This is a genomic window from Shewanella yunxiaonensis (assembly GCF_018223345.1).
GTDB lineage: Bacteria > Pseudomonadota > Gammaproteobacteria > Enterobacterales > Shewanellaceae > Shewanella > Shewanella yunxiaonensis.
This window is the reverse complement of sequence record NZ_CP073587.1, coordinates 230459-251570: the sequence shown is the minus strand read 5'-3', so window position 1 is coordinate 251570 and position 21112 is coordinate 230459. Positions and strand designations below refer to the sequence as shown.

The following is a 21112-nucleotide window of genomic DNA, read 5'->3' as shown; positions in this document are numbered from 1 at the left end:
TCACCGACTCTCTTGTTGTGACTCTTGCCAGCCTACCGCCAATCCCGTGTCATAACGCAAATCCACTCTGGCGACAGTTTTATCCTGCTTCAATAACTCCGGATACACGTTGATAAACCGTTGTACCCGCGACATCCTATCTTCTCGCCCCAGCTCCAGCACGATACCGTTGCCAAGCACAGCTTCCCACGCCAACCGTGGCGTTAAACTCAATTTTTCCAACCGGAAGCTGTTGATTCGCAACAGTTCGTCCAGTTGCTGAAAAGCCTTCAATACTTCGGCACCGCGTTTTTCAGGCCCGGACAACCACGGCAACGCCTCAAGTCCTGGCCGAGATGGAGCCTGAAACACTTCACCGTGTTCATTCAACCAAGCGTCCTGATTCCAATGCGCTACAGGCACCTGCTCCTGCAGATATACCTTTAGCTTGGCTGGCCAATCTCGGCGCACCGACGCCCGGTAAACCCAGGGCAGATTTTCTAATGCTTGCTGCACCTGTGTCACATCTGCACTAAAAAAACTGCGTTTCATTAAATCCTGCAGCGCAGCGCGAATATCGCTGTCACTGGTGTACTGCCGGTCACCCTTGATCGCTACTGCATCTATCGGTAACGCATCAGCATCGTTCAGTAACAGATTTAACTTCCAGCCCGCCAATAGCAGACCAAATATCACTATCAGCAAAAAGGCGACACCGCTGCACAAGTACCAGTTGACCTGTGCGAGCTGCGATGTTTTTTTCTGCCATTTTTGCTTCAGTGTCATCGACTTATCTCATGTCACTGCAGCGCAAAAGCGGCCCGATTATGCAACGCCGTCATCAGTCTCATCTTTCGCAAATCCCAGGCAAGTACGCGCTAGCTCTCGGGAAACCGCACCAATATTGCCGGCCCCCTGAGTCAACAGCAGATCACCATCTTTGACGACTGACTGCAGAATTTCCGCTAACTGCTCAGGAGATGCCACATAAATCGGATCGACCTGTCCCCGCAGACGAATGCTGCGACACAAAGCCCGACTATCTACCCCGGCAATAGGCGCTTCACCCGCCGGATAGACCTCCAGCATCAACAGACAATCCACCTGTGACAGCACATCCACGAAATCTTCATAGAGATCCCGGGTACGCGTATAGCGGTGCGGCTGAAACACCATGACCAAACGCTCATCCGGCCAGCCAGCACGCGCAGCACGAATAGTGGCAGCGACTTCACTGGGGTGATGCCCATAATCGTCCACCAGCATCACCTTGCCATTAGGAGTTTCGTAATCCCCCAAGTGCTGGAAGCGGCGGCCAATCCCCTGAAACTCGGCTAACGCCTTGATGATGGCTTCATCTTCAATATCATCTTCTGTCGTGACAGAAATTGCCGCCAACGCATTCAGTACATTGTGTCGGCCCGGCAAATTCAACAACAGTGGCAGATCATCCTTACCCTTACGTCTCACGGTAAAGCGGCATTGACCACCTTGTTGACTGAAGTCCAGCGCCTGGACATCGGCTTCGCTGTTAAAGCCGTAGGTCACCATGTGACGGCCAATCCGCGGTAAAATGTCACGAATAGTTGGGTCATCTGTACACAGCACTGCCACACCGTAAAATGGCAAGTTGTGGAGAAAATCCACAAACGTGCTTTTCAGCTTTTCAAAATCGCCGCCATAGGTGTCCATATGATCGGCTTCGATATTGGTCACCACTGACACCATCGGCTGCAAATGCAGAAACGATGCGTCACTCTCATCGGCTTCGGCAATCAGATAGCGGCTATGCCCCAATCGGGCATTGGTACCGGCACTGTTGAGCAAACCACCGATGACAAATGTCGGGTCACGACCCGCCTGGGCATAAATACTGGCAATCAAACTGGTTGTTGTGGTCTTGCCATGAGTGCCCGCAATGGCGACGCCGTGACGATAGCGCATCAACTCGGCCAGCATCTCAGCGCGGCGCACTACAGGTGTACGGTTAGCTTTGGCTGCCAATAATTCAGGGTTATCCTGATGAATCGCACTGGAAACCACGACTACATCAACGTTCATTACGGCTTCGGCACTGTGACCTATCACCACCCGCGCCCCAAGCGCAGATAAACGGTCGGTCACCGCGTTGTGTGCAATATCAGAGCCGCTGATCTGATAGCCTTCATTCAGTAATACTTCGGCTATGCCGCCCATACCGGCACCACCAATACCCACGAAATGAATACGCCTTACCCGGCGCATTTCCGGGATAGTGGCTCTCACCTGAGCGTATTTTTCTGCAATAGTTGTCATTTTGATCCTTTCTCTGCCAGTGCACTGCACACGGCTGCCACCTTATCGGTAGCATCCAGAACTGCGACAGTCCTGGCCTTTTGGCCCATCTGGACCAATTGTTCTCTGTCTTCTGCCAACGCTAACACCGCCGCTGACAGGCTCTCTATATTCAACTGTGATTGCGGTAACAACATAGCTGCACCGGCATCTACCAATACCTGGGCGTTGCGGGTCTGATGATCGTCCACCGCGTGTGGTAATGGTACAAAAATCGCTGGCAATCCCACGGTTGCCAGTTCGGATACGGTCAACGCCCCGGCACGACAAATCACCAGATCTGCCCAGCGATAGGCCGCTTCCATATCATCAATAAAATCTGCGACTTTAACCCGGTCATCCTGACCCCAATGTTTGTACTGTGCCTGTACTGCGGCTTGATTACCTTTTCCCGCCTGATGCCAGACAGTTACTGACAAGGACTGGCTGACACGGGCAATCGTCTCTGGCAACAGCTCATTAAATACCTTGGCCCCCAAACTGCCACCAACCACTAACACCTTTACCGCTTCAGTACTGACCGCTTTGGGCGATTCACCTAGCGCCACCAATTCCGCCCGGATCGGGTTGCCCACGACCTGGGCCTTAACCTTGGTAAAGGTGTTGGCAAACGCACACAGCACCTGTGTGGCAATGCGAGACAACAGTTTGTTGGTCAGCCCCGGCACGGCATTCTGCTCATGAAGCACTAACGGTATACGCGCGATTTTCGCCGCTACACCGCCGGGACCGCTGGCAAAGCCGCCCATGCCGAGCACCACATCCGGCTTAAATTCATGGATCACTTTCAATGCCTGCAAAATCGAATGCAGCACTTTAAACGGCGCCGACAATTTACGAAACAGGCCATTTCCCCGCACGCCTTTGATATCAATAAAATCAATATCAAAGCCATGCTGCGGTACCAGTCGGGCTTCCATGCGGTCAGCGGTGCCCAGCCAGCGGATCTGCCAGCCTTGCTGCGCCAGTCGCCGGGCAACCGCCAGCGCCGGAAAAACATGTCCTCCGGTTCCACCAGCCATTACCAATAAGCGTTTGCCGCTCGCCGCTACCGTCATTACTTCACTCTCCCCTGTACCGCCTGGATCAAACTTAAACGTCGCTCATAATCGATACGCAACAACACCATAGCTGCAGCGGTCATCACCCATAAACTACTGCCACCGTAACTAATAAACGGCAGTGTCAGCCCTTTCGTGGGCAACATGCCGATACTGGCGCCAACGTTCACTACGGTCTGGAAACAGATCCAGATCCCAATGGCATAGGCCAGATAGCCTTCAAAAGGCCGCTCCATTGCCAGGCACTGATGCCCCAAGCGCAGCGCCCGTAATGACACGAATAACAAGACTGCCAATACCGCAATAATACCGACGAAGCCCAGTTCTTCACCTATGATGGCGAAGATGAAATCCGTATGCGCTTCCGGCAGGTATTCCAGTTTCTGGATACTGTTACCCAGTCCTTGTCCCAACCAGTCGCCGCGGCCATAGGCCATCAATGACTGTGTCAACTGATAACCGCTGCCAAATGGATCCTGCCAGGGGTCCAGAAACGACGTCACGCGGCGCATGCGGTACGGTTCCAGCAACACCAGCAGAACAAACGCCATGGTGCCGGCGAGGATCAACGCAAAGAAGTCCAGCAAGCGTGCCCCGGCAAGAAACAGCAGCCCCACGGTCACCACAAACAACACGACCACAGTGCCTAGATCCGGCTGCATCAGGATCAACACTGCGTATACTGCAAATACCGCGATCGGCTTGTAAAAGCCCTTGGCGTTCTCGCGCACTTCCTGATGGCGACGCACCAAATAGCCCGCCATATATACCGAGAACACAAATTTCGCGACTTCGGCTACCTGGATGCGGATAGGGCCCAGCGATAACCAGCGAGTGGCACCATTCACTGAGGTTCCCACCAGCAACACGGCAACCAGCATCAAGCCAACGACCAGCAACATTAACGGACTTAACTGCTGCCAGCGTTGCATCTCCACTTGCAGCACCACTGCCGCTATCACTACACAACCGGCAAGATAACCGACATGCCGTTCTACAAAATAGAACGGATTGCCGGTGAGGCTTTGAGCTTCCGGCATTGACGCCGACATCACCATCACAAAACCAAATCCGATTAACGACAACACGGCGAACAACAGCCTCCGGTCATACAACTGCATGCCCGGAGCACTGCGATCAGCAAACCAGCCCGACCATGGCCATTTAATGCCACCGCCGAACAGGTTAAGCTGGCGTTCGTCAGTCTTGCTGCTCATCCAGCGCCTCCACCAGATGGCGGAAATCATCGCCTCTGGCCATAAAGTTGCTGTACATATCGAGACTGGCACACGCCGGTGATAACAACACAATGTCGCCAGAGTTTGCCAGTTCATGGGCTTTCGCTACCGCGTCAGCCATCGTTTTGACTTTGATTGCGCCCTCTTTCTGTGCCGCAATCTTGTCGCCGTCGCGGCCCAAGGTGATCAAGGTACTTACGCCTTTCAACGCCGCTTTCATCGCAGTGAAATCGGCGCCTTTGCCGTCGCCGCCGGCAATCAAAATAATGTCGCCGAGATAATCACTGAACCCCTGCAACGCGGCCAAGGTAGCACCGACGTTGGTAGCTTTGGAATCATTGACCCAGGTCACACCTTCTTTTACTGCCACCAATTCGCACCGATGCGACAGCCCTTTAAACTCTTCAGCGACTTTCGCCATGACCGTCTTATCAACACCGGCGGCATCTGCCAGCGCCATGGCCGCCAGCATATTGGCCTGGTTATGCGTTCCCAACAGTGCTACATCCATCACATTCATGATTTCGCTGCTGCCGTGAACAATTTTGCCATCGGTAATTCCCCACTCATCACCGTCGGGGTTATCGAGTCCGAAGCTATTGTTATTCATCGGATTCAATGGTTTGGTCAATTCATCATCGCGGTTGTAGATCGCGAGTCGGCTCTGATCGAACAACCGCAGTTTGGCGCGGCGATAGGCTTCGAGATCGCTATACCGATCCATATGATCTTCGCTGATGTTCAGACAGGTCGAGGCCAGACAATCGAGACTATTGGTGGTTTCCAACTGAAAACTGGACAGCTCCAACACGTAATGAGTCGCCGGATGTTGCAACAACTCCAGTGCCGGCACGCCGATATTGCCGCCGACAGCAACCTGTATGCCTGCCTGCTGGAGCATTTCGCCTACCAAAGTGGTGACCGTAGACTTACCGTTGGAGCCAGTAATCGCCAGTACGCAAGGAGGACGATCAGCGATAGCGCGGGCAAACAGCTCCACATCGCCAATAACTTCGATGCCCATATCCAGTGCTACACGCACTTCCGGGGTATCCAGCGGAATTCCGGGACTGATAATGATCTGTTTGGCTTGCACTAAAGCGCGGCAATCAAAACCACCGAAATTACATTCCAGTTGTGGATATTCGGCTTTGATTTCATCGCCACCGGGTGGATTCCGGCGGCTGTCCATCACCAATGGCAAAATTCCCTGTGACATCAGATAACGCACCACTGATTTACCTGTGGCACCCAATCCCAGCACGATATGTGAATAACGCCCGTTCATACCCTTACCTCAGCTTGAGGGTCGCCAGACCCAACAGCACCAGAAACAGCGAAATAATCCAGAAGCGGACAATCACTCGCGGCTCTGGCCAGCCCTTCAATTCATAATGGTGATGGATTGGTGCCATACGGAAAATCCGCTGGCCGCGCAATTTGTAGGAACCCACCTGCAAAATGACCGAAACCGTTTCCATCACGAACACGCCACCCATGATCACTAACATGATCTCCTGGCGCACCAACACCGCCATCGCGCCTAATGCGGCGCCCAGCGATAATGAGCCCACATCGCCCATAAAAACCTGTGCCGGATAGGTGTTAAACCATAAGAAACCCAGTCCTGCACCAACAATAGCGGTACAGACAATTACCAGTTCACTGGAACCCGGCAGATGCGGGATGTTCAAGTACGCAGCAAACTGCGCATGACCAGACAAGTACGCCACTAGCGCAAATGCTGCGGCCACCATTACCGTCGGGGTAATCGCCAGGCCATCCAGACCATCGGTCAGGTTAACGGCGTTACTGGAACCCACGATGGTGAAATATGTCAGCACCACAAAGAAGATCCCCAGCTGTGGCATCATTTCTTTAAAAAATGGCACCACTAACTGTGTATCACCGGGGACTGCAGCAGAGACGTATAAGTAAATACCCACTATCAGTGCAGCAACCGACTGCCAGAAATACTTCCAACGCGCCGCCAATCCTTTGGGATCTTTACGGATCACCTTGCGGTAGTCATCCATAAAGCCAATTAGCCCGTAAGCGGCCAGCACAAATAACATCACCCACACATAACGGTTATCCAGGTCACCCCACAGCAGGACACTGATAAAAATGCCTGCCAAAATCAGTAAGCCACCCATAGTAGGCGTGCCGCGTTTACTAAAGTGCGACTCTGGACCGTCATTTCGCACGACCTGCCCAATTTGTAATAACTGCAATTTGCGGATCAGCTTGGGGCCCCACCACAGCGAAAAACTCAAGGCCGTCAATAGCCCAAGAATGGCCCTGAAGGTGACATAAGAAAACACATTAAACCCGGTATAAAACTGGGTCAGATATTCCGCCAGATAAACCAGCATTTACACTAACTCCCCGCGCCCGAAGGCTACTACAAGGGCTTCTACCACCCGCTCCATACGCGAGCTACGAGACCCTTTAACCAACACGGTGACTTTCCCTGACAGCCGGTTGAGATATGTTATTAATGCGTCTACCAATGGGCTGATCCCCTGATAATGCTCCGTGGCAAAAGCGGCACTGGTGTGTTTAGTCAGTTCACCGCAGCAAAAAAGCGCATCGATCCCGGCATCGCGGGCACGTTCTCCAAGCTCTCGGTGTAAAAGCGCAGCATTGTCGCCTAATTCCCCCAAATCGCCCAGTACCAAAATGCAATTTCCGTCAATTTCTTTCAGCCAATTTATCGCCGCATTTACAGAATTGGGATTAGCGTTATAACTGTCATCCACCAGCGTGATACGTCCTAGCTGCGTTGGCAGCATTCGCCCCTTCACAGGCTTCATAGCTGCCAGCCCGGTCGCGATATCCGCCAGGGTCAACCCAAGTCCGAGACACAATCCGGTTGCCGCCAACGCGTTAAGCACCTGATGGCGGCCAGCCAAGGGTAACACCACCGGCTGAACCTGAGCTTGCCAGTGCATATCAAAGCGGTAACAGCCATTACCATCATGCTGCAGATTAGCCGCCCGCAGCGCTGCCGGAGCATCAATCCCAAACTCAATCTGCTGGTGACCAGCAGCCGCTGTACGCATGACTGCTGCATAGTGATCGTCGGCGTTAATAACGGCGATTCCTTGCGGCTGTAGATGCAGAAAAATCTCAGATTTGGCTTTGGCGACTCCAGCCTCAGAGCCGAAGCCCGCCAGATGGGCGCTGCCGACATTATTCACTAACGCCACGTCAGGACGCACAATCGCCGAAGTGTAATCAATTTCCCCCGGATGGTTGGCACCTAATTCAAACACGGCATATTGATGTTGCGGTTCCAAGCGCAGCGCGGTTAACGGCACGCCGATATCATTGTTGAAATTGCCCGAGGTATAGAGCACTGATGCGTGTTGTGACAGGATGGTCGCCACCATCTCTTTGACGCTGGTTTTACCATTAGAACCAGTCAGCGCCACACAGCGAGGATTGAGCCGATCACGCACCAAGGCACCCAGCTGGCCGAGCGCCTTATGAGTATCCGGTACCAGAATTTGTGGCAGATCTAACGGTAACAAGCGACTCACCAATAACGCGCCCGCCCCTGAATTGACGGCTGTCTGCGCATAATCGTGACCGTCAAATCGCTCACCCTTCAGCGCAATAAACAAACCGCCCGCGGCTATGTCACGACTATCAGTACTGACACTACCTATCGGCACATCTGCCGATGTCTGGGATAACAGTTGTCCCTGTAACGCGGTTGCGATGTCACCTAAGGTCAGCGAGATCATTGTTGGCCCCCGCACAGTTCCCGGGCAAGAGCCCGTTCATCGTAATGATGTTTCACTCCGGCAATTTCCTGATATGTTTCATGCCCTTTACCTGCCAGCACGATTAAATCTCCGGCTTGCGCCTGGCTGACAACCTGATGAATGGCTTGAACGCGATCCACTTCAGTCAGCACCTGTTGCGGATGCGTCAGACCCGCCATGATGTCATTAATAATTTGTTGAGGGTCTTCACTGCGGATGTTATCGCTGGTGATCATCACTCGATCAGCCAACCGCTCAGCGATTGCTGCCATCTGCGGCCGCTTGCCTGTATCACGGTCACCACCGCAACCGAAGACACACCACAGCCGCCCGGTGCAGTGCTCACGGGCCGCAACTAACGCTTTTTCCAAGCCATCAGGGGTGTGAGCGTAATCCACAACTATCGAAAATCCTGTGGGCGCGACGAAACATTCCATACGCCCCGGCACAGGTTGCAGCTTCGGCGCTAGAGCCAACATTTGTTGCAACGGATAACCAAGCGCATATAACGCCGATAACGCCGCCAACAGATTTGACAGGTTGAACTCACCCAACAAAGGTGTTTGCAGTTGGCCTTCCCCCTCTGGCCATTTGATGCGAGCCTGGATCCCTGCATGATGATAATCCGCATCCAAAGCAAGCAAGCTGGCACGCGGATCATTATGAATACTGAATCCCAGCAGTCGTTGCCGGTCCAAGCTGTCAAACCAAGTGGAGCCCGTGTGATCGTCGAGATTGAGCGCCGCTTTTTTCACTGTTGGGAACCGTAATAAACGCTGCTTTGCCGCTGCGTACGCTTCCATACTCTTATGAAAATCCAAGTGATCGCGACTGAGGTTGGTGAACACAGCAATTTCAAATGGCACCGCATCGACACGCCCCTGCACCAACCCATGGCTCGACACTTCCATGGCACAAACGTCCACTCCGGCTTCGCCCATCTGTTTGAACTGTGCCATCAAGGTAATGGCATCAGCTGTGGTGTTGCCGGTGTCTTGTAACTGGCCAGGGCGACCATTGCCCAGCGTGCCCATGACGCCAGCTTGCTGACCATATAATTCCACCCACTGCGCAATCAGCTGTGTTACCGAGGTTTTACCATTAGTGCCAGTCACCCCAACGATGCGCGGCTTACCGGCTATCAAACCGTAATATTGTGCGGCGATTGCCGATACCTGACGATTCAGGCGGAAGAATTCGATCACCAGCCCATCAGCAGTACCAACTTTCCCATGGTCATCTGGGTTATCGGTATGCTTTAACACCGCAGTAGCGCCGTTTTTGAAGGCCGCAGCGATATACTCGCGACCATCCGTCTTAAATCCAGGCACCGCAATAAATAAGCCGCTATCAACAATTTTACGGCTGTCGAGTGTCGGTGCACCCACCACTTCACTGCCGGCATAATGAAACCAAGGAGCAAGAAGATCTTTAAGCAACATCATTCTTTCCTCCTGGGAGTACCGGCTAACTGTACCTGCTGTTGCGGCGTGACAGGTTCAACGTTCAGCATTTGTAAAGCCCCTGACATCACTTTGCCAAAGACCGGGCCAGACACATCACCACCATAGTAGTGATCGCCTTTGGGATCGTTGACGACGACTACCATCGCCAGACGTGGGTCATTTGCGGGCGCAACACCGGCAAATAATGCTACGTAATCATCACCATAACCACCCGCGACCGCTTTACGGCTGGTGCCTGACTTACCAGCCACGGGATAACCGTCAATATGCGCTTTGGTACCAGTTCCGCCTGCTTCAGTGACACCCACCAGCATTTTCAATACTTCCTTCGCCGATGTTTCAGACAACACCCGCACGCCTTCAGGCGCCTGCTTCAGTTTCAGCACCGAAGCCGGACGTAAAATGCCACCACTGCCAAGCGTGGCATACATGCGGGCCAACTGCAGCGGCGTTACAGTCAGGCCATAACCGAAGGCCAAGGTCGCCCGTTCGAAATCAGACCAACGATGACGATCAGGTATCAGCCCAGTGCTTTCACCGGTGAGATTCACACCGGTGTAATTGCCAAGCCCCAGCGACTGGTATGTTCCCAGCAACTGTTGAATCGGCATTTCCAGCGCCAATTTACTAATCCCCATGTTGCTGGATTTGATCAGAATGGTAGCCAGTGAAATATCGCCGAGATTGTGGCTATCACGCACAATTGAGCCACCGATACGCATCCAACCCGGAGAGGTATCAACCAAATCACCCGGTTTGACAATTCCGGCTTCCAGCGCCGCCGCCATCACAAAGGGCTTAACTGTGGAGCCTGGTTCATATGCGTCGGTTACCGCCCGGTTACGCATGCGGAAACTTTCGAGATCATCACGGGCATTCGGGTTGTAGGACGGAGTATTCGCCATTGCCAGAATTTCGCCGGTACGCACATCAATCATCACCAACGACGCCGATGCGGCCTGATACATTTCTGTGGCGCGCTTCAGCTCCCGATAGGCCAGTTGCTGAATACGCTGATCCAGACTTAACACCAGATCATTAGAACGTTCACCCTGCTGGATGATGCCGAGGCGTTCCACCACCTGACCATCGCGAGATTTACGCACTTGCTCTTTGGCGGGCGTACCGGTCAGCCAGTTATCATAGGTATTTTCCAGACCTTCAATGCCGACATCGTCAATGTTGGTAATACCCACTAACTGCGCAGTAATTTCACCGGTGGGATAGTAACGACGGGATTCAGACTTCAGGTAAATACCGGGGAGTTTCAGTTGCTTAATATAATCAGCGACGGTGGGCGTAACCTGCCGTTGAATATAGATAAAACGTTTAGTGGCGTTAGATTTAACCCTATCAACCAGTTCAGTTTCCGGTTGGTGCAGGACATCAGCTAACGCCTGCCAACGGCGCATATCAGCGAAGCCGTTTTCATCGCTAACCACTTTGGGATCCGCATAAATCGCTTTTACTGGCACGCTTACGGCCAGCATTTCACCATTGCGGTCTGTGATAAGGCCACGCTGAACTTCTGAAGAAGTCGTGCGCAGTGTACGCATATCGCTTTCATGACGCAGCATTTCCGGCTGCAGGACCTGGATATACGCAGCTCGACCGACCAGAGAAACAAACAACAGGCACACCGTTACTACCACCGCCTTGAGTCGCCAGTGTATAGGTTGAGGCTTGAAAATCCTTTTTGCCTGCTTTCTCATGGAAGTCTCACTATGACCTCTTCATTGGGTAACGGACGTACCATATCCAGTTCTTTGGTCGCGATACGGGTCACGCGACTGTGTTCCGCCAGCGACTGCTCTTCCAACAGTAAATTGCGCCATTCAATATCCAGTTGGTCGCGTTCCTGCTGCAATTTACTCAGCTGACTGGTCTGATAGCGGCTGATATGACTGGTGTAAACAACAGCGACAGCGTTACCAATGACCAGACATGACAACAGCATCAGCCATTTGTGATGCCAGATGTCGGCCACCACAATGCGCGCTAGATTAGGCTGTTGCTTGGAGGCCTCCATCTCAATCCCCTAAGCGTTCTGCGACGCGCAACACCGAACTGCGAGCACGGGCGTTCACATCAAGTTCTGCATCTGAAGGTTTGATGGCTTTGCCAAGCGTTTTCAGTTTGCGATTCTGTTGCAACTGATCTTCTGTTACGGGCAAACCATAAGGGACTTCTGCCGCCTGACTGTGGTGGCGCATAAAGCGTTTGACTAACCGATCTTCCAGCGAATGAAAGCTAATCACTGATAAGCGGCCTGCGGGTGCCAATACGGCTAAAGCACCATCCAGCGCCTGCTGGATTTGATCCAGTTCGCTATTGATGTAAATACGGATCGCCTGAAACACCCTGGTAGCGGGATGTTTGTTGCGTTCACGCTGCTTAGTAATGCGTTCAATGAGTGAGGCCAGATCTTTGGTGCGTAAAAAAGGCGTGGTGTCACGATCAGCCGCGATACAACGGGCGATATGCCGGGCATTTTTCTCTTCGCCATAGGTTTTAAATACCCAGGCCATGTCTTCAACATCAGCGCGAGCCAACCACTCTGCCGCAGTTTCACCCTTACTGTTGTCCATGCGCATGTCTAATGGGCCATCACGCAAGAAACTGAAACCACGGTCCGCATCATCAAGTTGTGGAGAAGAAACGCCAAGGTCTAACAGTACCCCGTCGATCTTGCCGGTCAATCCTAAGTCATCGATGTAGCCTGCCAGCCCACCAAAACCACCGTGAATAATAGAGAAACGCGTATCATCAGCCAGCGCCTCAGCCGCAGCAATGGCTTGCGGGTCACGGTCGATAGCGATTAAGCGGCCATTGGGTCCAAGCCGACTAAGAATTTGACGCGAGTGACCACCACGACCAAAAGTACCGTCGACATAAATGCCATCAGGGCGGATATTCAAACCGTCGATTGCTTCCTGCAGCAAAACCGACTGGTGCGCGTAATTCTGACTCATCAATCTCTTCTTTAGTTATATCGCTGCTTCAGAGTGAAAAATCCGCCAACCGCTCACTGGCTTCCAGTCCATCGCTTTGGATCAAATTCAGACTATCGGCCAGCTGCTGCTGCCATGTCTGCTCATCCCACAACTCAAATTTGTTCAACTGACCGACTAACATCGCCTTTTTATCGAGTGCGGCATATTGCCGCAGTGGCGGGGTCAGCAAAATACGGCCATTACTGTCCAGTTCGCAGTCTTGGGCATAACCTAACAACAGCCGCTTTATTGCTCGCTCTTGAGGTTGGAGATCAGAAAGTTTCAGCAACTTTGCCAGCACTTTGGCCCATTCTTCGGCGGGGTAAATCAACAGACATGGTGACTGAATATCAACGGTCACGACGAGCTTGCCTTGTTCTTGGGCGCGCAAATCTTCGCGGAATCGCGTTGGCATCGCGATCCGTCCTTTGGCATCCAAATTCAGCGCACTGGCCCCGGAAAACACTCGTCAGTCCCCTTTGATCCTTTTTGATCCACTATTTTCCACAAATTCCCACAAGTGCTAAGTGTAGGGATAGTCAATAAAGCTTGTCAAGGGACGGGATCCCGTTTAAAGCCAGTCTCCAAGCGGGTTAGACTGGCATGATTCAAAGTTTGGGATCTGCGTAAAAAAGTGGATTTTTGTGGATGTACACAACTATTTCTTGCTAATTAACGTGATAGAGACACTGGTCGATGAAAAAGCTAACCACGATTGTGGAGAAAACAGCGCTGTAAGTGGCAAGACTGAGACACTTGAGGAATCATTTTGGGCGAGATTGAAGAACAAATTATACACAACAAATGGACAAAAAAGACTAAAATGTGATCAGGATCGGTCGATAATAAATTTAGAGGGACATTTTAACCCATTTTTATCATCGCCGTTAAGAGGAACCGGTATGGGATTAGACAGTATCTACGCCATGGTAGCGCAACCGGCTAAAGCCACCTATGAACCGCAGAAAGATGTTCAGCAGGTGAGTACAGCTACGGCTATCGCCGCGTATAACCCGGATGATCCGCAATTCCAACAACCGGTGAATAATGATCGCAGACTCCGCTACGATCGCCGTAAAGAGCAAAAGCCATTCGCCCGTGAACGTCGTAAATCCAGTCGTAGACAGGCGGACCAACCACCACCAGCAAAAGCGGTCGAAGAAGGCAAAGGTACTTTTATTGATATTGATGTTTAAAGCAAAACCTTAGACATCAACAATAAAAAAACCCCGCTATGCGGGGTTTTTGCTGAATATGCAGCGATTAAATCTTGTAAGATACCTGCAAACCTGCCAGCCATACATGGCCTGTAGATTCACCATCAAACGTCACTTGAGCTAAACCTAGCATATTCTGGGTTTCGTTAATGGGAGCAGAACCATGAGTACGCAGATAACTGACGCCCAAATCGATATTCAGATTTTTGGTAGCAGCGTAACCCACCCCAACACTGACCCAGTGACGATCACTATCCGGAATTGTGATGGTACGATTTTCATCACTTACAGCGGTCTTATCCAAGGCGACACCGGCACGCAATAACCAGGATTCATTGATGTGATACATAGTACCGAGCGCAAAGCGCCAGTTATCTTTGAAGTGTTCTTCTTTAACAACATCACTGGTGATATTGCCCAATGGCTTTTGCTCACCTGGGAAGTAGGCCACTAACTCGTCAAACACACTCCAATCGGTCCAGTTGACACTGGCTTGCATTGACCAGTTATCGGTCAACTGATGGAAAGATGACAGTTCGGCAAAGGCAGGCAGTTCCAGTGGCAGGTAACCGTCTACTTGGCTGGAGCCACCGGTGTACAGTAAGCCACTGGCATGGCCACTGAGGGTCAGATCGACTTTGCTGTGATAAGAAACCCCGATACGGTTGTTAGGATCAATTTGCCAGCTGGCACCCACCTGGTAACCGTAGCCGTAATCATCACCTTTCAGATACTTCAGTTCAGTACCAGCTGGTGGCAAACTGGACGCCAATGATGGCACATAAGCCCCCACAGCACTGATCCATCCAGGCGTGGATGCACCAATTTCCCCTTTGCCATAGACGTAACGCAAACCGCCGCCGACGGTGAAGCGTTGGTCGATGCGATAGGCAATGTTTGGATTCACTTCAACCGTAGTGACCGACGTTTTGTTGCCGAAAATAGCCGCTGCTGCAGTGCTATCAAGCTCGGTGGATAAACCATAGTTGGAGTTAATTGCCAGACCCCATGTCCAACGGTCATTCAATTGGCTGGAATAATAGAAATTTGGCACTAATGCGTTATTGGCCACATCGTCCACATCCGCATTCATGGAAATTGACTGTGGCAATAATGCTGAATCAATAGTAAGAGTGCCGGGAGTGCTTACAGAAGGCATAACGTAAACAGCACCAACCGACATTTGTCGACCTTCTAAGTAACTCAGCATGGCTGGATTACGCGCCTGAACGGAAGCATTTTCAGCTGAAGCACCTTCACCGGCAAACGCGCGGCCGAGTCCGGTCGCGGAGGATTCTGCTAATTGGAAACCTGCCGCCTGAACCTGAGTCTGAGCTGCGATCCCCAAAATCGCTATTGATATGGCTAAAGTAATCTTTTGTTTCTTCATTGTTATTCTCGTCTAGTCTGTTGAGTATAATTGTTGAAATACTTGTTATTATTTTGGCGATGCAGTTTACCGCGACAGAAGATCTTTGCAAGCATTGCCAATAATTCAGAGTTTTATTCTGCTTTAGTGAAAATATAAGTGATAAATTTTTATCAAACACTAGTTTTAAACAATTAAATTTCAAAAAATCAGGAACAAATATACTCTTAAATATCTTTATAAATTTTCAATATTTTTATTAATATATTGTTTTTATTTATTTTTTATTTAAATTATAAATAAACAAATGTTCGCCATTTTTAAATTAATTCTTCAGTATAAATCACTGCCATTAATTGCTGCCGATAAAAACCTTAGCAAGGCACGTAGTTAATATATTGAAATATTTAGATATTTATTGCATTCATAATAAAAAGAAGACAACTCGAGTAACTTTACTTCAAGCTTATATGAGTAACATCGGATTATTGGTAGTACAGGTGTACGCTGAAAATAAAAAAGAGCCCGCAGGCTCTTTTTTATTGCTGATTAACTTACCCGCGCCAAGCAGGTAGTTTTCCTTCATATTCAGCAATTTGGGCTTCATGTCCCAAGGTCAAGCCGATGGCATCCAAGCCATTCAACAAATTGTGACGTGCAGACGGTGCAAGTGTATAGGCAAAACGCTTACCACTCGGCGCAATAACCTCTAAGGCCTGTAAATCCACCGTCACTTTGGCGCCAACCTTCGCAGTCACTTCCTCAAACAGCTGATCGACCTCATTAGCGGCCAATTTAACTGGTAACAAGCCATTGTTAATCGCATTACCATAAAAGATATCAGCGAAGCTCGGGGCAATAATCGCACGCAGTCCATAGTCAGCCAGTGCCCATGGTGCATGCTCACGGCTGGAGCCACAACCGAAGTTTTCCCGCGCCAATAAGATAGAAGCCCCTTGGTAACGTGCCTGATTCATTACAAAATCAGGATTTGCCTGAGTTCCTGCATCGTCCAGATAGCGCCAATCATGAAACAGATGCACCCCAAAGCCATCTTTAGTGACTTTAGACAGAAACTGCTTAGGAATAATTTGGTCGGTATCGACGTTGGCATTGTCCAGAGGCACGGCAATCCCGGTATGAACAGTAAAAGCCTGCATCTTATTTCTCCTCTGCACTCTGGCGAATATCAACGAAATGACCCGCAATTGCGGCGGCGGCGGCCATTGCCGGGCTTACCAGATGGGTGCGGCTTCCGCGTCCCTGACGGCCCTCAAAATTACGGTTACTGGTAGATGCACAACGATCACCAGGGGCCAAGCGGTCATCATTCATTGCCAGACACATTGAACAGCCAGGCAAGCGCCATTCAAAACCGGCATCAATGAAAATCTTATCCAAACCTTCTGCTTCTGCCTGAGCTTTCACTTGACCAGATCCTGGTACCACAATCGCATTCACACTAGCCGCGACTTTACGGCCGCGGATTTGCGCTGCCGCACTGCGCAGATCTTCAATGCGCGAATTAGTACAGGAACCAATGAAAACTTTATTAACCGCCACATCTGTCATCAAGGTACCGGGGGTCAACCCAATATACTGCAGTGCCTTTTCCATGCTGCCACGCACTACAGGATCGGCTTCATCGGCCGGATTTGGCACAGGTTGGTCAATAGCGGTGACTTGTCCAGGATTTGTCCCCCAGGTCAGTTGCGGTGCTATGTCAGCGGCTTCCAACACTACTGTCACATCAAATTTGGCATCTGCGTCGCTGTGCAGCTGCTTCCAAGCAGCTACCGCCTGTTCCCAGGCTTCACCTTTAGGTGCAAATTCTCGACCCTGCAAGTAATCAAACGTGGTTTGATCTGGCGCAACCATGCCAGCTTTAGCGCCCATTTCGATAGCCATGTTGCACAATGTCATGCGGCCTTCCATCGACAACGCGCGGATGGCGTCACCACAGAATTCGACAACATGACCGGTACCGCCATCCATGCCAATCTTACCGATAATGGCCAGGACGATATCTTTGGCAGTAATCCCTTCACCGACCTGTCCACGGACTTCGATTTTCATGGTTTTGGCTTTCAGCTGCCGCAGTGTCTGGGTTGCCAGCACATGCTCCACTTCAGAGGTACCAATACCAAAGGCCAAGGCCCCAAACGCACCGTGAGTAGCGGTATGCGAATCGCCGCAGACGATGACAGTACCGGGCAAAGTGATCCCTAACTCCGGCCCCATCACATGCACAATCCCTTGTCTGGGATTATGAATGTCGTAAAGGCGGACGCCGAAGTCCTGGCAATTCTGTTGCAGGGTTTCCACCTGAGTCCGAGCCATCGGACTCAGGGCGTCCAGACTGGCACTGCGAGTAGAGGTGTTGTGATCCATCGTGGCAAAAGTCTTTTCGGGGGCGCGCAGTTTACGACCCGCCATTTTTAAGCCACTAAATGCTTGCGGTGAAGTCACTTCATGAACCAGGTGCCGATCAACATAGATGATTGGCGCTTCGCCTTCAGGGGTGGCCACCACATGGGTATCCCACACTTTTTCGTACAATGTTTTTCCCATGTCACACACCTTCCCGGATCGCATTGGCGATAAAGTCGCCCATCTGCTTGGTTGTTTTGGCCTGGTCACGTTGTGCAGCGGGTAACAGCTCACCAGTAAGGAAACCCTCGGCCAAGGCTTTGCCGACTGCTCGCTCAATAGCACAAGCCGCATCTTCCTGTTGCAGAGAATAACGCAGCATCAGTGCGGCAGAGAGGATCTGCGCTACCGGATTAGCAATCCCTTTGCCGGCAATATCCGGGGCGCTGCCGCCAGCAGGCTCATATAAACCGAAGCCGCTGCCATTAATGGAGGCCGAGGACAGCAGCCCCATGGAACCCGTCAACATGGCAATTTCATCAGACAGAATGTCACCAAACAGGTTAGAGCACAGCACCACATCAAAATCAAATGGGCGCCGCAGCAATTGCATGGTGGCATTATCGATGTACATATGCTCCAGCGTGACATCGGGGTAATCTTTTGCCACTTCTTCGACAACTTCACGCCACAGTACGGAACAGGCAAGTACGTTGGCTTTATCAATTGAGGTGACTTTTTGCTTGCGCAGCCGGGCAGTTTCAAAGGCAATCTTCGCGATGCGGCGAATTTCACGACGACTGTAGCGCATGGTGTCAAACGCTTCTTCAGTTTCGCCTTCGCCCTGACGACCTTTGGGTTTGCCAAAGTAGATACCGCCAGTCAATTCGCGCACACACACGACATCAAAGCCTTGGGAAGAGATATCGGCACGCAGCGGCGACAATGCCTCCAAGCCATCATGTAATTTTGCCGGACGCAGGTTACAGAACAGCTGAAAATGACCACGCAGTGGCAATAAGGCTCCACGCTCAGGCTGACTGTCGGGTGGCAAATGCTGCCATTTGGGCCCCCCCACAGAACCAAATAATATGGCATCGGCCTGGTCGCAACCTTTCAGTGTTGCTTCGGGTAATGGGCATCCATGGTTATCAATAGCCGCGCCACCAACATCATATTCACTATATTCAATGTCCAGACCGAAACGCTTTTCTACCTCTACCAGCACTTTGCGAGCCTCGGCCATCACTTCCGGGCCAATACCGTCGCCCGCCAATACGGCTACTTTGTAACTCATACGCCACCCAATTCCTTCTTTTCCATAATTTTCTGTTTTTGATCGGCAACCTGGTCCGCGCGGTGGATCAGGTTCATCACATATACCAGTGCGGATGCAGATGCTTCAACCACATCTGTGGCTAAGCCCACGCCGTGGAAATTCTGCCCGCGGTAACGCGCGGTAATATCCACCTGTCCCAGCGCATCCTGGCCTTCACCTTTAGCACTCAGCTTGTAACTGTTGATATTTACTTCAGTGCCGCTGGCCTTGGCAATCGCATGATAAGCGGCATCCACCGGGCCGTTACCGTTGGCGGTAGCGTTGACACTTTCACCACCAATATTCAATTGTACAGTGGCAGATGCTTCACCCTTGATAGAGTCCGACGCAATCGCCAACTGCTCCATCTGATAATATTCATCGCCCTCAATCTTACCTTCCATGAACACCAGCGCTTCCAGGTCATAATCAAATACCTGACCTTTTTTATCGGCTAATTTCAGGAATTTGTCGTACAGCACATCCAGTGAGTAATCATTTTCGCCATAACCCATCTCCTGCATCCGGTGTTTAATCACATGGCGGCCAGAACGAGAGGTCATGTTCAGATTGTTGCGATTCAGCCCGATGCTTTCCGGCGTCATGATTTCATAGGTATTTTTCGCCTTCAACATGCCGTCCTGATGAATACCAGAGGAGTGGGTAAAGGCATTGGAGCCAACAATCGCTTTGTTAGGCTGCACCGGCATGTTGCATATCTGGCTCACTAACGCGGAAGTCCGATAAATTTCTTTGGCATTAATACTGGTTTCCAAACCCAGGAAATCTTTACGGGTGGCCAGGATCATCGCAATCTCTTCCAGAGAACAGTTACCGGCACGCTCACCAATACCATTGACGGTACATTCGATTTGGCGAGCGCCCTGCTGCACTGCAGCAATAGAGTTTGCCACGGACAACCCCAGATCGTCATGGCAGTGTACGGAAATCACCGCCTGATCAATATTGGGGACCCGATTAAACAACGTCTGGATTATGCCACCAAACTCGTTGGGAATAGTGTAACCCACGGTATCGGGAATATTGATGGTACGCGCCCCGGCAGTAATTGCGGCTTCAACCATGCGGCACAGATTATCGATTGGCGTACGACCAGCATCTTCGCAAGAAAACTCGACATCATCGGTGAAACGACGGGCATATTTAACGGCGCCAACGGCCATTTCCAATACCTGGTCAAAAGAGCGTTTCAGCTTGCTTTCAACGTGAATGTTGGACGTGGAGATAAACGTATGAATACGGAACTGCTCTGCCACCGCCAGCGCCTGGGCTGCCGCATCAATATCTTTTTCCAGTGCGCGAGACAAAGCACAAACACGACTGTTTTTGATAGTACGAGCAATGGTTTGCACTGATTCAAAATCACCGGGAGAAGACACCGGGAAGCCCACCTCCATGATGTCTACCCCCAGGCGTTCAAGTGCCAGGGCGATCTGCAATTTGTCTTTTACGGACAGACTGGCTGCCAACGCCTGTTCACCGTCACGCAATGTGGTATCAAAAATAAATACTTTGTCAGACATCTGATTTCTCCATCGGTAGATATCGGTCATATCAATACATTAATGCTGAAAACAAAAAACCCCGCGTATTCGGCGCGGGGTTTTGAGTTTTCCTTTCACTATCTGGTAGACAGCATCAACTCCTCCGCGCAGCGCTTGCGAGAGTAAGGAGGAGGAGAGAGAGTGATTTGCTGTAGTTTTTCATACCAAATATACTAAAAATTCGTCTGTCATTTGTCACTGTGCCACCGGAACTATTCAACGGTGCGGTCCAATAATTAACCGGCTTAAGCGCTGCTGTCAACCCAATTTTCATTTCTGAGACAATTTCATTTAGTCATCTGCCAAATCTATTAAATTTGCAGCGTTATCGGCACCAGATAACAATAAAATCGTTAAAAATGTCATACCATTGATTTCCTGTGCAACAAAACCATTAAAACACGTTATAATCGCCGCTCGATTTTTCAC

The 21112-nt window shown here is 51.0% G+C and carries 18 protein-coding genes; 1 reads left to right on the top strand and 17 read right to left on the bottom strand.

The window, feature by feature from the left end; all coding sequences use genetic code 11:
- The 12 genes from KDN34_RS01255 to mraZ are packed head-to-tail and all read right to left on the bottom strand — an operon-like array spanning window position 1 to window position 13310.
- Window positions 1-765: a cell division protein FtsQ/DivIB gene (locus tag KDN34_RS01255; RefSeq protein ID WP_212595155.1), complete on the bottom strand. Its 765-nt coding sequence runs from the start codon at window positions 763-765 to the stop codon at window positions 1-3.
- 39 nt (window positions 766-804) lie between these two features.
- Complete coding sequence (murC, locus tag KDN34_RS01250) at window positions 805-2274, bottom strand: UDP-N-acetylmuramate--L-alanine ligase (RefSeq protein ID WP_212595154.1); 1470 nt, start codon at window positions 2272-2274, stop codon at window positions 805-807.
- Entirely contained in the window at window positions 2271-3371 is a 1101-nt protein-coding gene (gene murG / locus KDN34_RS01245) for an undecaprenyldiphospho-muramoylpentapeptide beta-N-acetylglucosaminyltransferase (RefSeq protein WP_212595153.1), read from the bottom strand. Before murG ends, murC begins: the two co-directional genes overlap by 4 nt.
- Window positions 3371-4591, bottom strand: coding sequence for a cell division protein FtsW (ftsW, locus tag KDN34_RS01240; protein ID WP_212595152.1), 1221 nt, complete (start codon window positions 4589-4591; stop codon window positions 3371-3373). Before ftsW ends, murG begins: the two co-directional genes overlap by 1 nt.
- Window positions 4575-5900: a UDP-N-acetylmuramoyl-L-alanine--D-glutamate ligase gene (gene murD, locus KDN34_RS01235; RefSeq protein WP_212595151.1), complete on the bottom strand. Its 1326-nt coding sequence runs from the start codon at window positions 5898-5900 to the stop codon at window positions 4575-4577. The genes ftsW and murD overlap by 17 nt, the downstream gene beginning before the upstream one ends.
- Before the next feature lie 4 nt (window positions 5901-5904).
- Complete coding sequence (gene mraY / locus KDN34_RS01230; RefSeq protein WP_212595150.1) at window positions 5905-6987, bottom strand: phospho-N-acetylmuramoyl-pentapeptide-transferase; 1083 nt, start codon at window positions 6985-6987, stop codon at window positions 5905-5907.
- Window positions 6988-8364: a UDP-N-acetylmuramoyl-tripeptide--D-alanyl-D-alanine ligase gene (locus tag KDN34_RS01225; protein WP_212595149.1), complete on the bottom strand. Its 1377-nt coding sequence runs from the start codon at window positions 8362-8364 to the stop codon at window positions 6988-6990.
- Window positions 8361-9830, bottom strand: a complete 1470-nt coding sequence (gene murE, locus KDN34_RS01220) for a UDP-N-acetylmuramoyl-L-alanyl-D-glutamate--2,6-diaminopimelate ligase (RefSeq protein WP_212595148.1) — start codon at window positions 9828-9830, stop codon at window positions 8361-8363. Before murE ends, KDN34_RS01225 begins: the two co-directional genes overlap by 4 nt.
- Window positions 9827-11563: a peptidoglycan D,D-transpeptidase FtsI family protein gene (locus KDN34_RS01215; RefSeq protein ID WP_212595147.1), complete on the bottom strand. Its 1737-nt coding sequence runs from the start codon at window positions 11561-11563 to the stop codon at window positions 9827-9829. Before KDN34_RS01215 ends, murE begins: the two co-directional genes overlap by 4 nt.
- Window positions 11560-11880, bottom strand: coding sequence for a cell division protein FtsL (gene ftsL / locus KDN34_RS01210; protein ID WP_212595146.1), 321 nt, complete (start codon window positions 11878-11880; stop codon window positions 11560-11562). The genes KDN34_RS01215 and ftsL overlap by 4 nt, the downstream gene beginning before the upstream one ends.
- A 1-nt stretch (window position 11881) precedes the next feature.
- The gene (rsmH, locus tag KDN34_RS01205; protein ID WP_212595145.1) at window positions 11882-12823 is read right to left on the bottom strand and encodes a 16S rRNA (cytosine(1402)-N(4))-methyltransferase RsmH; all 942 of its coding nucleotides are present in this window, start codon (window positions 12821-12823) and stop codon (window positions 11882-11884) included.
- A 28-nt stretch (window positions 12824-12851) separates the two neighbouring features.
- Complete coding sequence (mraZ, locus tag KDN34_RS01200) at window positions 12852-13310, bottom strand: division/cell wall cluster transcriptional repressor MraZ (RefSeq protein WP_212595144.1); 459 nt, start codon at window positions 13308-13310, stop codon at window positions 12852-12854.
- A gap of 436 nt (window positions 13311-13746) precedes the next feature.
- Between mraZ and KDN34_RS01195 the strand changes: the two genes are divergently transcribed.
- Complete coding sequence (locus tag KDN34_RS01195) at window positions 13747-14040, top strand: hypothetical protein (protein ID WP_212595143.1); 294 nt, start codon at window positions 13747-13749, stop codon at window positions 14038-14040.
- Window positions 14041-14107: 67 nt separating this feature from the next.
- Here KDN34_RS01195 and KDN34_RS01190 read toward each other — a convergent pair whose 3' ends face one another.
- The 5 genes from KDN34_RS01190 to leuA form a co-directional block, all read right to left on the bottom strand.
- A complete protein-coding gene (locus tag KDN34_RS01190; protein ID WP_212595142.1) occupies window positions 14108-15451 on the bottom strand; it encodes an outer membrane protein transport protein in 1344 nt (447 codons plus the stop codon).
- Between the two features lie 533 nt (window positions 15452-15984).
- Complete coding sequence (leuD, locus tag KDN34_RS01185) at window positions 15985-16590, bottom strand: 3-isopropylmalate dehydratase small subunit (protein ID WP_212595141.1); 606 nt, start codon at window positions 16588-16590, stop codon at window positions 15985-15987.
- Window position 16591: 1 nt separating this feature from the next.
- Window positions 16592-18001 carry a 3-isopropylmalate dehydratase large subunit gene (gene leuC / locus KDN34_RS01180; protein WP_212595140.1) on the bottom strand — a complete coding sequence of 470 codons (1410 nt, stop codon included), beginning with the start codon at window positions 17999-18001 and terminating at the stop codon, window positions 16592-16594.
- Window position 18002: 1 nt separating this feature from the next.
- Window positions 18003-19097 (bottom strand): 3-isopropylmalate dehydrogenase, encoded by a 1095-nt coding sequence (gene leuB / locus KDN34_RS01175; RefSeq protein ID WP_212595139.1) that lies wholly within the window; start codon window positions 19095-19097, stop codon window positions 18003-18005.
- Entirely contained in the window at window positions 19094-20662 is a 1569-nt protein-coding gene (leuA, locus tag KDN34_RS01170) for a 2-isopropylmalate synthase (protein WP_212595138.1), read from the bottom strand. Before leuA ends, leuB begins: the two co-directional genes overlap by 4 nt.
- Window positions 20663-21112 lie beyond the last annotated feature (450 nt).

Coding starts and splice junctions, on each gene's coding strand:
- leuC (WP_212595140.1), bottom strand. CDS start 18,001: ATGGGAAAAACATTGTACGAAAAAGTGTGGGATACCCATGTGGTGGCC.
- leuA (WP_212595138.1), bottom strand. CDS start 20,662: ATGTCTGACAAAGTATTTATTTTTGATACCACATTGCGTGACGGTGAA.
- murC (WP_212595154.1), bottom strand. CDS start 2,274: ATGACAACTATTGCAGAAAAATACGCTCAGGTGAGAGCCACTATCCCG.
- murD (WP_212595151.1), bottom strand. CDS start 5,900: ATGAACGGGCGTTATTCACATATCGTGCTGGGATTGGGTGCCACAGGT.
- KDN34_RS01255 (WP_212595155.1), bottom strand. CDS start 765: ATGACACTGAAGCAAAAATGGCAGAAAAAAACATCGCAGCTCGCACAG.
- murE (WP_212595148.1), bottom strand. CDS start 9,830: ATGATGTTGCTTAAAGATCTTCTTGCTCCTTGGTTTCATTATGCCGGC.
- KDN34_RS01195 (WP_212595143.1), top strand. CDS start 13,747: ATGGGATTAGACAGTATCTACGCCATGGTAGCGCAACCGGCTAAAGCC.
- leuD (WP_212595141.1), bottom strand. CDS start 16,590: ATGCAGGCTTTTACTGTTCATACCGGGATTGCCGTGCCTCTGGACAAT.
- mraY (WP_212595150.1), bottom strand. CDS start 6,987: ATGCTGGTTTATCTGGCGGAATATCTGACCCAGTTTTATACCGGGTTT.
- ftsW (WP_212595152.1), bottom strand. CDS start 4,591: ATGAGCAGCAAGACTGACGAACGCCAGCTTAACCTGTTCGGCGGTGGC.
- KDN34_RS01190 (WP_212595142.1), bottom strand. CDS start 15,451: ATGAAGAAACAAAAGATTACTTTAGCCATATCAATAGCGATTTTGGGG.
- KDN34_RS01215 (WP_212595147.1), bottom strand. CDS start 11,563: ATGAGAAAGCAGGCAAAAAGGATTTTCAAGCCTCAACCTATACACTGG.
- rsmH (WP_212595145.1), bottom strand. CDS start 12,823: ATGAGTCAGAATTACGCGCACCAGTCGGTTTTGCTGCAGGAAGCAATC.
- KDN34_RS01225 (WP_212595149.1), bottom strand. CDS start 8,364: ATGATCTCGCTGACCTTAGGTGACATCGCAACCGCGTTACAGGGACAA.
- murG (WP_212595153.1), bottom strand. CDS start 3,371: ATGACGGTAGCGGCGAGCGGCAAACGCTTATTGGTAATGGCTGGTGGA.
- ftsL (WP_212595146.1), bottom strand. CDS start 11,880: ATGGAGGCCTCCAAGCAACAGCCTAATCTAGCGCGCATTGTGGTGGCC.
- leuB (WP_212595139.1), bottom strand. CDS start 19,097: ATGAGTTACAAAGTAGCCGTATTGGCGGGCGACGGTATTGGCCCGGAA.